Here is a 13310-nt window from a genome sequence, read left to right as displayed (position 1 = left end):
ACTCCCTTTTTTACTTTGAATTGATGAAGAAGGATTCTAAATTGATGTGACGACTAAGGTTTTAGAAGTTAAACTCTTAAGCAATTGTTGGGCTGTTGAAGATAACGGCTCTCCCCGAACCATTCTGATATAATCTTCAGAAAACATGACTTGTCCTAGTATTGGATTATCTTGATATTTTTTCAAGAATAGAGTTCGTAATTCTTGTTCCGAAGGATTGTTAGCGACTGCGGACAATAAACAGTATGCTGGATAATAACGACAGAATGTAAGTTTGCCTGAATCATCCAATAACCACTGTGAGTAAATGCCGGATTTTGTTGGATAGAAAGGCTCTGTACTATTGGTTTGAATGATTTCGTAAGGATATTTAAATCTATCAACAAAGGGATCTACTGCCGATGATTGGATTCTCCCGATCAATCGGGTTGTAATATTGGCGAAGATTTTTGCTGCGGCTTTGCTTTGGTAAATACTCTCTGGTTCTTGAGCCGAGAGAATTACTCGTATCCCTGCTTTTGCGCCATTGGCACACAACCGCCCAATTAACTCGGCGATCGCCTCGAATTGGAATAGAATCGGCGCTTCATCCAGGAAGAAGATACTGGCTTTAGAAGACAAAGCACGTCGAAGGGCTGCGGCATAAGCTGATAAAGCTAAAATCGCTGCATCTGCCTCACTCGATAAATTCCGCAGTGCAAATACTAGCAACTTAGCATCAGTTCGGAAAGTTGAGGGACGACTAATAGATTCTCCAACTCTTGTGGAGAGCCAGTACTTTAATCTCAATCTGATTTGCTCCAAGGCTGATAAGATTTCCTGGCTATTGCTGGCTATAGAATCTATTTTGAGAAATGCTGGCGAACAATAATTCAAAAAATCTTGTAATGTGGGAGTGTCCAGCCAAGCTTTAGTGCCAACTCCTGCGGCTAATGCCAACTTATACCGGACTTTGATTTCATCATCATTAAAAAACGTTTTCAAGGCTAGGGCAATGATAGATTCAATATTAGTAATCATGGAAGGGCTAACGCCAATGACGCTAGTTCCAATCACCATTGTCATTAACACTGATTTCAAGAATTCCTTAAAATCATTCAATCTTTCATTAATGGTTTCTTGATCCATCCCCCTCAAATTAGGTAGTTCAAACAAATTATTCGACTCTTTGGAAATATCGAAGTATGCACCATCCTTACCTAGCAAATTCGTATAGTCACTAAATGTCGATGTCCCGTCTGGTTTGGGGTAATCTAATGCTACTACTGGTATATCTTGGGCTAATGCAGGTGTTAAAATTCCTGCCACCAGTACTGATTTCCCGGAACGAGTTGCACCAAAAACTGCTATATTTTTATGCTGTTCGTACAAATCCAGGTGTACTGGCGTACCCCCCTCTTCGGCAATCAACTCAAAGCCAGTCCGATCTCCTGTAGCTGTACGAATCAAAGGCATCAGCCCTGGTGCTTCGGAACTGAAATAAGGTAATCTGCGGTTAAAAGGTTTTGCCAGCAGTGGCTCCCAAACAAATGGACAACATTGCAACCATGTCTTCCAGGCGTATTCTTTTTCTCGATCTACTGCTGCTGGTCTTAAAAAGTAGGAAGCTAAGTATTTGCAAGCCTCATTGAGTTCTCTTGTCGATTTTCTATGGACAAGAAAAGCTACTCCGGTATAAACAACAACGCTTCCTTTGTAAATGGTTCGTTGTGCCTCTACAGATTCTTCAATATTTATTCCGGCTTTGACATCGATGTTTCCTTTACTTGTTGATAAGGCTGTCGATGTAATTGACTGTTTAGTAAGGCGTTGTAAATTAGTTTTGGTAATTGCCTGATTAGCTTTAGTGATTTGACAGATAATTTCTGTATCTGAGATACTTTCTTTGGAAATTAATTCCCAAAGATATCGTAATTGAGAGCGTTCATCTATCCAGCCCCCTGGCTTTTGGCTAAAGTTCATCACTCCAATATATTTATCTTGAATCTTTACCCATTGCCGATCTAAGAATGGAACAGATTCTTCATTCTCCAACAGATGATGCCGAATGTGAAAATCACTAGTTTGAGTTTCTACTAATCCTTGAGTTTGACTAATCACTAAGGGATTAGGAATTGGTGTCGGTGATGTGAGATTAAATTGATGCCATAAGACTTTCCAAATATCTTCAGCACTCAAAACTCTAATCCCTAGTTTCATCTTGTTACTCAGCAACGATTCCCACTGCAAAAAACCATCACTAAATGAATTTTTGAGAATATTTTCAATCCTACTATTGTTAAAAGCGTGAATTTCTCCGGTGAATTTAAACCAAACTTTCTCTAACTTTCGGATTGTCGATTCTACAATGTCTTGGCTAATCTCTGAATCAGCTAACGCTGTATAAGTACACCATAATCTTAAAAACTTGTTCTTCCTGACTCCAGATTTGGTTAATTCTTTGATTCGTAACCTCTCACTCCTAATTAGTAATTTCAATTGCTCAATATCACAATTGCTTTCGATAGACTCTAATTCTGATTGCCTCGAATAATCGTCTGTAAAGGAACCCAAATGTATGGTTAATGACTCTGCTGATGGGATCTCTTTTAAACCTGCCTCTATGCTCTCAAAGATTGGGAGGATTTGCTCTGAGGCTAAGTTAGAATGAATTCCAATACAATCAAAACAGAATTTGATTTGAATCGATTCCCCATTTTTGAGAATTAATGCTCCTATCCCTTTTCTCCCTCCCAAAGCAACATCGCAAACCCCAGCTAAATGGATAATGTCTTCAAAGGGTGTGAGAGTTTTTACTACATTAATTTGCTCCGCTTCTAATCTTTGCTTCTTGATTTTATCTGTCTGCTTTGTTGTCATAACTTTAATAATTTGTAATTCGTAATAGAGCCTCTGGCACGCTACGCGAACGTAATTCGTAATTAATAGCTTGTAGTTCGTAATTCGTGTTTAGTAGTACTTTGGCTGTACCCAACTCTTGGAGAGGCTGCGCCCTAAGTGTAGCTATGCCGCAGGCTTTACGACTATGCTCAGGACAAGCTCAGTACAAGTTCGTAATTTGTAATTAAAGAGGAACAAGGCATCCTTGTTCATCAATGTAAATATAAAAATGTGTAGCATCAATTACGAATTATTCCTCTTGTATCCTCTGGTAATCCGAGGCACTGCCACAAACTTGCCAAAAAATTCTTGATTCGATGAAAGTAACCACCATGTAGCCCATCCCCAAGCTATGCTTAACCCTGTGCCTAACCAACTTGTTTTCAACATATAGTTGAAAATGAATACATTTAATATTGCTATAACTGACCAAGGGAAAATCTGATCGGCGGGAAATGGGCCTAATCGGGGTCTATCTCCCAAGATTCTATTTACACTTCTAAATTTATTTTCATCTCTCATCTTTTTTGATTGCTTGTTAATATGAAGCATTTCTTGAATCAGGGCACTTTTTCTCATTCAAGAAATGCTGCGACTAAATGGGTGTTGCCTTTAACAGTTATGAGTTATGAGTTATCAGTATCAATCTCTCACTGATAACTGATAACTGTTCACTGTTCACTGAACTATGCTCCAGTAATCAAGCCAGTAACTAAGTCTCCAACAAAGACTGAAAGCACAATAATTAATGGAGTCCTGGCTAATGTTTGCCAATCTTCGTCATTTCGGGCTGCTTGAACAATTCTTACCAAGCTGATGCCTACATAGAGCAGGAACAGACCTCTTAATACGTTGAAGAACAAATCTATAACTGCTTGTGTTTGCCCGTTACCAGCATTGCCAAAAGCACCATTCATCCAGGTTTGAGCATTGTTAAAAAACTGGGCTTCGGCTGGCGAAGAAGCAAAATCCAAAAGAAATATTAATGACAGAAATGCAAACAATATTGCATATAAATTTACTCCCCATTTCCGTTGTAGCTTTTCAAAATTTGTTAATAATGCCTGTGTTTGTTTTGGAATTGCAACTGCTATTGCCCCTGCAATCATCAATCCTCCAAGCATTATGTTGTGGACTGACATCTCCAGAATCATTAATGCTCCCGTTACTCCCATCAGCCCAATTGTGCTACCTTCAATAACTTTCTTTTTTCTTGATGGTAAAGCTGCTGTTGGTCTTGCCTCAAAGCTAGTTGTATTGGAATTCTCGTAGTCTGATATTTGCATAATTTGCGAGTTCATGAAATCTTATCCACATTATTCACAACTCACTTTCAAACTCCTACAGACTCTAGTACAAAAAAAACTAGTTCTTTTGGCTACAGAGAATATTTGTTACAGTTTTTTAGGTATAGGCTCTATTATCAATTTCTGCCCAACTTGAATATTACTAGCACCCGCTTTTAGTTCTAAAACCTGGTTCGCAGCGACACCGTAATAGATTGGACAAAGATTTTTCATGCATGGTGGTGCATTGCGAACTATTGTTGTTACCAGATTATTTTTAAGGTATATAATGTCTAACGGCACTTTGACTTGGTGCATCCAAAAGGGTACACGCTTATACTCTCGACCCAAGTTAAACAACATTCCGCGATCGCTCTCTAGATTATTTCTCCATTTGAGTCCTTTCTCTAGTTCTTGTGTTCTATTTGCCGCTTCTAAATAAAAAGTCTGGTTACTGTGAATAAGTTTATACTGAAGAGGCAATTTTTGGGGACGAGTTTCGATATAAGATACTACTGCTGTGAACAAGATTACTGACACCCCAGCAATTGGCCCAGCGATGTTTAGCAGCTTAAAGCCAGCAGCATACCAATCGATTTTTGACTGAGATTTCAGCATTTGCATAAAATTAACTACCAAAAATATCGATATCGCCCAGACTATATATTGATGAATCCACCGGACTAGATGGTAGTCCTTGCAAATCTGCCTTATTACGCATACTTTCTATTCGGTCAGCTTCACGTATTGCCAGAGGATTTACGCTTTTTCTTGATTCTAATAGTGCAGTTAGGGTAATTTGTAATGGCGGCAAATCGTCTGTTGCTGGAGTTTCTTCATCAAAGGATTGACAAAATATTGAGAATGCTGCCCTTTCGACAATTGCCTGAATTTCTGCACCGACACAGCGATGTGTTATCTTCAATAATCTTTGCCATTCTTCTGGGGTAAAGGCATCTCCATCATCAGCAAAGCGCTTGTCAAATCTTGCTAGGTGAATCTTAAATATAGAATGTCTTTCGCCGTTGTTTGGTAAGTCGATTTTGAATATCTGATCAAACCGTCCACTTCTGGTTAACTCTGGTGGTAGCCATTGGATATTATTGGCAGAAGCAATTATTAATACATCACTTGTTCTTTCCTGCATCCAAGTGAGTAACATCCCTCCTAATCTCCGTGATAAATCATCATCTCCGGCAAATCCCTTGTCAAAGTCATCGAGGTAAAAAATTATACGGTTAATTCGGTCTACCAGTGCCAATAACTTTTTGAGTTTATATTCCGCCATATTTCCATAACTGCGGAAATGGCCCCACTCCACGATTACTAAGGGTAATTCTAGTATTTGAGAACAAGCCTTAGCGGAGTGAGATTTACCTGTTCCGGGTGGGCCAATCAATAAAACACCTTTTGGTAGGCGCAAGTTGTAAGACTTCGCTAACGGTGTCAGGAGTCGCCTGTATCCCTTAAATGCTGACTGCATTAACTCCAGTCCCCCGACAGGAATTGTCATTGGTTGCAGAAATTCCACATTGTAAACTCGTTTGAGCAACTCAATTTTATAAGCAGAAACTTTTTTGATTAATTCACTGTTGTCAATTGCTAGGGCAGTTTTTACCCCTGTTTCAATATCTGCCAAATACATCCCGACACAAGTATTCGCTATTTCATTGATTTGGGCTAGTGTAATTGAGTCGGGTAATATTTGTGGCAGATAATCGCTAATTTCCTCAACTGTGGGTAACTCTTGGGTAATTATCGGTATTAGACCAGCTATATCTGACTTGAGGCTTGCGTTTGACCCCAGCAACAAAGCTGTTTTACAGGAGTTATGGTTGTAAAGCTTAATGTTAATCAGTGCTGACTTAATCCATTCTGCTGTCAGGAAGGAATCTGCATCCGTCGCTCCTTGTCCAAGCCACGGGTATATCCCTTCCAGGATCAAAATCCCTTGTAACTGGGTTGTCTTCCAAAACCGCAAAATCTCAAAGGAATCTTCGCGTACAACTTTAAAAGCGATTCTGTTATATTCTTTAATTTCTGAGAATGCCAATCCCCAATCACTTATTGTTAACTGGTACAATTTGTCATCCTCTAACATCCAGATATAACAATTAATACCAAGATTAATACATTCTTTAGTTAGGTTTTCAAGTAAGCTTATCCTCTCCTGCAATGGAGATTCCACTGCTATTAAGGGATTGTTCTGTTCGCGTAAATAAAATATTCTTTTGATCAGTTCTGAACTCATAGGTAAATTATTGAGCATCAAACTGATAATAAAGGCTGACTCACTTTCTACTCACAGTCTGAAGTACCCAATTTTCTCGTACTTCTGGCCATTGTTTTTTATTTGCACTCAAGCAGCGTGAGCCGTTAAAGACTTAAATCTACCTCTGACTTACGTTGCTGTTGTTGTTGCTGTAGGGACTTTTCAAGCAACAGATCCTGGTTCCAAGAGAGTGTTTTGGGTCTTGAGCGTCTAGTATGGGGCAGTAATTTCTTAACAGCCAGTGCCGTGGCTTCCCCGAATTCATCAGAGTTGAACGCCGTTTTAATTTGAGAAATATCCTCTAATCGCTCTACTGGTGTACTTTTGGGGTCAGCAAGTGCCATGTACAGTGTTCGCTGTTTTGGTATTGACCCAGTTTTGGAATATTCCACCATTGCGTATGAGAAAGCATCAATCGTTGAGGAACAAAGTACCACTTTTTCTACTTTGCTCGTTCCTCGCTCACCTAACTGGAAATGAAACCAACTCTTTGTGCGATCGCTTCCAATGGCCAAACCCTTAAATTCACTCCCTTCAAGGTAAGCCCCTTTAACTTGATGGTTTAAATCTCGCATTACAAACACTGCATTTTGCTCCTTGTCAGCGTAAATCAACCCCGATTGGTGAAATCCGTGTACAAAGTTTGATGGCAATCCCCAGAAGTGAGTCAAGTAATCATGTACTGCAAGCCACTTGCTTTTATCCTCAACTGGTGGCACAAACTTGGGGGCTGGCTCGGTTTGAAGAATATCTGCTGTTTGTTTTTTGATTGCGGCGATCGCTGCTCGTTCTGCCCCCTGAAGTCCAAATCTGTCATTGAGCCACACCAAAGCCTGTCGCAGATTGCAATTGTTCACCTGAATTACTAAGTCAATTGCCCCCCCTTTTTCTACTGCTGGAGAGGCGGACTGAAATTTATCCCCATTTATATCAATGATGTGGCCGTGACCCACCCAAGAGTTAGATTGACTGGGTTCAAAGTCTAAACCTAACTCCCAAGCCACATCTTCCAAGGCTAATTCACGCAATTGTTGAGTCTGTTTAGCTAATTCCTTTTTCTCTTTCTCTAATTGAGCAATGCGTTGTTGAAGCAGTTCATTAGCTTGAGCCAGTTCTCTAGCTGTTGCTTCCATTTGTTGAAGTTGACGGGCTACCCTGTCTCGATCTGCGGCTTTGGCTTTGATTTGCTCCAAATTTAACTCTGATACTTCCAGGTTCCGTCCCGTTTCTACTATCCGGTAAAAATCCTTTATATCCTCGTGTTTGGCTCTGGAACCCTTCAACCCCCTCTCCAAGCCAATCAGCCGCATCGTTTCATAGTAGGAGTCCTGAAATGCCTGGATTTTTTGCCGCCCATTGAAAAAGTGATTACACCGTAGCTGACCCCGGTCATCCACTGGCACAAAGTAAGCATGAATATGTGGCGTGGCTTCATCTAAATGTAATTCTGCCCTGACTATCCGCGAACCGTATTCCTCAGACAACCATTGGTGCGTCGCTTCTAGCCAAACATCTAATTTATTTTGCTCATAATACCCTGCCTGGGTTGGACATGAGGCACGGAAGTAACTTGGCGATGCACTCAGTAACATCTCGACGCAGTAAACACCGTCAGTCCTTATCTTCCTGTGTTGCGGAGCCTCATTTATCTTTGCCATCACCAAATCTTCTAACCTTGATTCGGGATCGCTGCTGCCTATAAACCTAATATTCTCTACCGACAAATCAGCGTTCGGTGTTTCCCTTTCACGAGATGTGTGAGACGCGCTACTCCCTATATCCTTCTGCTTTATTTTTTTTAAACGAGCGATCGCATACGCCATTCCTCATCACCTTTTTTTCTCTCGTCAACAATATTTCACCGGGAGCAATGCGATTTTGTGAGGTAGGCAAGCAGGGGAGGCAGGGGAGGCAGGGGAGGCAGGGGGAGAGAAAGAAATTAAGTATACTTCAGGGTATGTCGGTAGCAAAAATTACTACTTTCTCTCTTTACTCCCCCTGCTTCCCCTGCTCCCCCTGCCCCCCCTGCCTATTTCACGAGGATCTCACTTTTTCGCGTTGCTCCCTATTTCACCTGATAACTAAAATTATTTTTTCGGCTCACTGAGTATTTTTACTCAGGCTTAAAAATGGCATTTTGACCAAATCAAGAATAGCAAAAATAAGCGTACTAGGTACGTTTATTTAGAGGCGGCTGATTTGCTAATTTACCCCTGGAGTGGAAGCCGTCAACAGTGCCGTCAATAGTGCCGTCATCACAACCACTTTCAAATTTGCTGATGAATTATTTAGAACGCGATTTTGACGGCATAAAGCCGTCAACAGTGCCGTCAATAGTGCCGTCATCAGCGCCACGTTTTTAAGTATACATTTTATGTACTTAAATGGAAATTAAAAATACTTGTTCCAAGAGTGATTATTCAGCTAAATATTAGATAATTAGTGAATAGGATATTCGACGAACGAATTCCAAAGCAATTAAAAGTTTTTACAACCAACATGAGCGAAACAAGAGTTTCCATTAGACGCTCTAATGATAGTTTGGAAGGTAAAGTAATTAATTACCTCAAGTCGAATCCCCTCTATTTAGATAAAGAGCATCCAGAGCTAATTACTTCCACACTCCTTAAACATTGGCTACCATTAGCTTTATATTCCCAAGGGGTAGTGGGAGAAGAATTAAGGCAAGTTGCTATTTGGGCAATCAATGAATTAGAAGCCCAAGCCTCTGCCATCCGTGAGATTTGCGGTTTAGGTTCTGTTGTTTCTCCTATTTCTACGCAACTGCCTACTACTGTCCCAGTTGCTTCCCTCAAGACAACACCTGTAATAGACACAGCCCCAGTTTCTCTATCCAATGAGGATTCGTACTCATCCCAAGTTGAAACCGACATGGCAACTGAAGATGAAGACGAGGAATTGATGGATTTGGAATTGACCGAAGAGATGATCCAAGCCAATAAAGCCTTTAGTGTCGAACCAGCAAAAATTTAGGAAAAAAATGAACACTCCCAATTCCTCCCAAGTCAAACCTGGGATTAAGTTAGTTTTGTCCTGTGATTTGGGTGGTAGCCAAGTCAAAGCGATTGCTCAAATTTATCCTGATGGCATTCCCTGTGTACTGGCGATGTCGCCGGAAATTGCAGATGTATCAATTGACTCGATTAACAGCTTTTCTGTACAAACTTTTCAAAACATTAGTACCTGGGTTGGCGTAGGTGATGAATATTATGTCTTAGGTACAATTGCCAAAGAAGTCTTTGCTGGTAGTGCTGCGCTTAGAGATAACAAATATCACTATGCCATTCCCAAGATTGCTGGTCTTTTATCAATGGCTTACCAAAAGTTCGGTATAAACCATAATCATGTTGATGTTTTTATTCAAATCTTGTTACCACCTGGGGAAGTCAATGATGCCCGTAATCTGACAACTTCTTTAAAACAAATTCTCAAACTTGGAATACTCACACCTAATGGTCGTTTGAAGGGCAAGTTACGCAATTTTTGTGTTGCTGCTGAAGGTAGTGGCATTCTCACCTATCGTAGCCGTACTCTTGGCAAAACCTATATTCAAAAAAATGTTGGAATCCTTATGTTGGGCTATCGCAATGCTAGTTTTGCTCTTTCTGCTCAAGGTAATCCAGCTAAGAGCGAATCTACTGATTTAGGCATGAGTTGGGTAATCAATTCATTTGTTGAGCGTACTGCTGTTGGTTTGTCAAAAAATGATTCACGTTTAATCACAGCAATCCTCGCAGCAGCCAAGGGCAACTTTGATGCTTTTCGTCCCTTGTCCCGCAAAGCCACACCTGAAGGTGTCCAATTTGATTTAAATTTATTTCAAAAAGTTCTCCCCTCAATTCGTGATGAGTACTGCCGCGCTCTTGTTCGCTGGATTAGAAATATTGCTGTCCTAGATGAAATTCTCATTTGTGGCGGGACTGCTGAGTATGTCAAAAAAGAATTAACTGACCACTTCCACAAAGAAGCTACTCCCATTGTTTGGAATGGCGGCGTACAATTCCCTGCTCCTCTTGATACTAAGGGTCTTGGTGAGCGCGTCGCTGATGTCTGGACGGCGCACATTACTTATATATTGATGCTAGACAAGAACTTTGCTTACGACCGCAAACAAGATTTAGTCCCTGACCCCAATAAACCACGACCCTCTACCCCTACTTCTGGCCTTGCCCAATTGCGTGAATACGCTAAAAAACGTGAGGCTGAACAACCTTTGAACAGTTGAAAAATTATGAAGTGCGATCGCACCGATGAGAATTGGCTTCCTCTCTGAGCGATCGCATAATTCAAGCTAATTATTTAACATCCCAGGCATCAAACAGATTCGGTTGATCTACCCCATACTGTCGTTGCACCAGTCGCCGCAGTTCTGCTACCGAATTGGCTGACTTCATTAAAATCAGCACTGATGTGACGTGTGGGGATAATCTCTGTTTTGTTTCATAGGAAAGCATTTGATGAATTTTGTACTTCCTTCGCCCATTTTCAAGAACAGGATTAACAATGTCAAGTTTGGCTTTTTCCTCTGGTGTCATCCAGCTATAAATAAACTCCCAGTAGTACAAGCCATTCTTGATGTGCTTTTTATGCAGTTTACTAATCCGAGCCAAATTCTCCTCAAACTCAGTTTCAAACATTTTAGTCCAAGGGCAGGGCGTAGACAGAATGCGACAATCATCTATCCGGCGTTGCTCAATCGTGCGTTGCTCACCCCAGACTTGATTAAATCTACTCGTAAGTGAGTCTTCAGCAAGTGCATCGATCAACCTTTGAGCTTGTAGGTTTCCTTTCGTGTCAAAATACCGCCAAATGATTCTGACATCATTTATTGATATCGTTTCAGCACGAGTTCCTACACCATTAACAGTATATTCCGCAGGAAGTGTAACATGATTTAAGCCTTGCTGTGTAAGCTTTTCATTCAGTTTAGGTGACTTCAAAGGTAACATGATCAACCAGTTACGATTTATACCTATAATTGAAAGAATTTGATTTTGAGACATCCGGTATTCTTCAGTTTCAACAATTCTAATCGCGTCAAACCGATAGTTGCCGATGTACAACTCAACTGCTTGGGCTGCGGCAAAATTTTTCTTAGCCATGATAGCTGTGCGAGATTTTCATTAATTCTTCGCGCAGCGCTGAATTCAACTATTAAATTGCTCCATCACGACTCATAAATATATGAATAACGACCAAGAACTTTATACCCAACAGCTAGCCCAATTTGCTGCGTCTCAAAGTTTTGATGAGCGTTCAGTGGAATTTTTTGATGACGTTTGGCAAGAAGCCGGAGTTAAAGATATTACCAAAATGACTACTGCTGATGCTGAGTCTGTATTGCAAGTCTTGAGCGAGAGTGAAGCATCACCAGAATTTACTCTTGCTCTACTAGCGCAAGCCATAACAGCAGGAATGCCTAAACACGTTGCAGGATATATCTTGGAGAGCGATACTGACGGGGATGGTCGCACACTTGCACAAGAAATCTTCAATGACGGCACAAGTCCCTTCCAACCAAATCAACCATCAGTGCTTGCCTCGAAACAAAACCAGTTTCAATCCTCTAGTGAAGAAGACATGGAAATCCAAATTTAGCCAAAAGTACGATTTTTTTGTAGACTCCTGGTTATTGATTTTTTGGGAATAGAAGACCTAAACTTTGGCTTATTAGTTAGCGTTTTCACATGCTCTAGAGGTGTAGTTCTTATAAAAAAGAATCAGGGAGGAAGGGAAGAGGATAAGGGGGAAAGGGATAGAATTTTCCCCTGACCTAGTACCCTTTAACATTTTCTCTGATTTCAAATATTTGTTCTACACCTTTTTCCAACTTTGAACTAAAGCTATGACACTACAATTACCAACCCACAACGGTACACACCCTCAAAAGTCAACAGACTCATTCACTATCCCTCAACAGAAAGAGCGACTAGAAAATCTGTTGTATCAGAAGGTTCAACAAGGGGAAGACATATCCCCTTGTATTGAAGCTCTCCATTATTTAGCTTCAAAGCAAACAACACAAGACCAACTGCAAGTGATGTGGGCTGAAGTAATCAAAGAACGCTCGGCATTCAATTCATTGCAAAGAGTAATCATTACAGCCTTTGCCATCTTAGGAATGATTGCCTTTCTCAATGGGACATTTCGCTCTGTTAAACCATCTGCGGCTGTTGTCAACCCACCTGCTGTTCAACCCCATTAAAAGGATTTTACCAAAAAGCTGAAAGCTTTGTTTGATAAACCTTTCAGCTTATATTATCACTCACTCGGCATCGCTTCTGCCTAATATGCTGTGTCCTTGTCGAAAGGCAGACTGTCAACATCCTCAAAGTTACGCAAGTCTTGCTCCATCTGCTGCCGACGTTGGACGTAAGTTTTGCTGTCTTCAATCCTTTCTTTCATCCGTTCTTCACCAAAGTTAATACCTTGTTCTGCGTGTTTAGCAGACACTTTGTTGTAATGATCAACTTCCATTTTCTTACGCCACTCAAGCTGTTCCAGCGCACCTTCACTAAAGCCCATTTTTTGAGCGTATTCTAAATATTCAGGTTTGAGAGAACCATCAGGGCTAAATTCCCTTTTCTCTTGTTCAGTGAAGAAATCGTAGGCTGTGTAGATTGGCCACGGCTCTGGGTCAGTCTCGTCTAGGTGCTTCCACTCGTCGTATCTTGCTTTTAGTCTAGAGGCATAATCATCAATTGCCTCGTTACTCATTCCCACAGATAACATTTCTTGCCGAGCTTCATTTTTCAAGCTTCCATCTGCATTGAATTCTTTTTTATGCATATTTATCCAACGCTTAATTCTTGACATAAAAACCTCCCAAGATATTAACTAAGTTTCATTAA

Annotated in this window: 13 protein-coding genes; 4 read left to right on the top strand and 9 right to left on the bottom strand. The window is 40.7% G+C overall.

Annotation, left to right across the window (positions count from 1 at the left end; translation table 11 throughout):
- Positions 1-36 precede the first annotated feature (36 nt).
- The 7 genes from CDC33_RS33370 to CDC33_RS39450 all read right to left on the bottom strand — a co-directional run bounded on the left by CDC33_RS33370 (position 37) and on the right by CDC33_RS39450 (position 8784).
- A complete protein-coding gene (locus tag CDC33_RS33370; protein ID WP_109012932.1) occupies positions 37-2859 on the bottom strand; it encodes a putative type IV secretion/conjugal transfer ATPase in 2823 nt (940 codons plus the stop codon).
- A 264-nt stretch (positions 2860-3123) separates the two neighbouring features.
- Entirely contained in the window at positions 3124-3402 is a 279-nt protein-coding gene (locus CDC33_RS33365; protein ID WP_109013352.1) for a hypothetical protein, read from the bottom strand.
- A gap of 164 nt (positions 3403-3566) precedes the next feature.
- Positions 3567-4181 (bottom strand): hypothetical protein, encoded by a 615-nt coding sequence (locus CDC33_RS33360; protein WP_244919481.1) that lies wholly within the window; start codon positions 4179-4181, stop codon positions 3567-3569.
- A 93-nt stretch (positions 4182-4274) separates the two neighbouring features.
- Complete coding sequence (locus CDC33_RS33355; protein ID WP_109012930.1) at positions 4275-4790, bottom strand: DUF192 domain-containing protein; 516 nt, start codon at positions 4788-4790, stop codon at positions 4275-4277.
- A 4-nt stretch (positions 4791-4794) separates the two neighbouring features.
- Positions 4795-6417 carry an AAA family ATPase gene (locus tag CDC33_RS33350; protein WP_109013351.1) on the bottom strand — a complete coding sequence of 541 codons (1623 nt, stop codon included), beginning with the start codon at positions 6415-6417 and terminating at the stop codon, positions 4795-4797.
- A gap of 125 nt (positions 6418-6542) precedes the next feature.
- Positions 6543-8261, bottom strand: coding sequence for a MobV family relaxase (gene mobV, locus CDC33_RS33345; RefSeq protein ID WP_109012929.1), 1719 nt, complete (start codon positions 8259-8261; stop codon positions 6543-6545).
- Between the two features lie 379 nt (positions 8262-8640).
- Entirely contained in the window at positions 8641-8784 is a 144-nt protein-coding gene (locus tag CDC33_RS39450; protein ID WP_181374295.1) for a hypothetical protein, read from the bottom strand.
- A 153-nt stretch (positions 8785-8937) separates the two neighbouring features.
- Here CDC33_RS39450 and CDC33_RS33340 point away from each other — a divergent pair, with 153 nt between their 5' ends.
- Positions 8938-9432: a hypothetical protein gene (locus tag CDC33_RS33340; RefSeq protein WP_109012928.1), complete on the top strand. Its 495-nt coding sequence runs from the start codon at positions 8938-8940 to the stop codon at positions 9430-9432.
- 7 nt (positions 9433-9439) lie between these two features.
- A complete protein-coding gene (locus CDC33_RS33335) occupies positions 9440-10684 on the top strand; it encodes a ParM/StbA family protein (protein WP_109012927.1) in 1245 nt (414 codons plus the stop codon).
- A gap of 70 nt (positions 10685-10754) precedes the next feature.
- Here the strand turns inward: CDC33_RS33335 and CDC33_RS33330 are convergent, their stop codons facing one another.
- Entirely contained in the window at positions 10755-11561 is an 807-nt protein-coding gene (locus tag CDC33_RS33330; protein WP_109012926.1) for a P63C domain-containing protein, read from the bottom strand.
- Between the two features lie 82 nt (positions 11562-11643).
- Between CDC33_RS33330 and CDC33_RS40835 the strand changes: the two genes are divergently transcribed.
- Both CDC33_RS40835 and CDC33_RS33320 read left to right on the top strand, forming a co-directional pair.
- Positions 11644-12057 carry a hypothetical protein gene (locus tag CDC33_RS40835; protein WP_244919480.1) on the top strand — a complete coding sequence of 138 codons (414 nt, stop codon included), beginning with the start codon at positions 11644-11646 and terminating at the stop codon, positions 12055-12057.
- A gap of 247 nt (positions 12058-12304) precedes the next feature.
- Complete coding sequence (locus CDC33_RS33320; protein WP_109012925.1) at positions 12305-12664, top strand: hypothetical protein; 360 nt, start codon at positions 12305-12307, stop codon at positions 12662-12664.
- An 80-nt stretch (positions 12665-12744) separates the two neighbouring features.
- Here CDC33_RS33320 and CDC33_RS33315 read toward each other — a convergent pair whose 3' ends face one another.
- Positions 12745-13275: a hypothetical protein gene (locus CDC33_RS33315; RefSeq protein WP_244919479.1), complete on the bottom strand. Its 531-nt coding sequence runs from the start codon at positions 13273-13275 to the stop codon at positions 12745-12747.
- Positions 13276-13310: the final 35 nt, after the last annotated feature.

The sequence above is a fragment of the Nostoc commune NIES-4072 genome, assembly GCF_003113895.1.
GTDB classification, from domain to species: domain Bacteria; phylum Cyanobacteriota; class Cyanobacteriia; order Cyanobacteriales; family Nostocaceae; genus Nostoc; species Nostoc commune.
The sequence above is the reverse complement of the archived record's forward strand: the minus strand, read 5'-3'. Positions and strand labels throughout refer to the sequence as shown.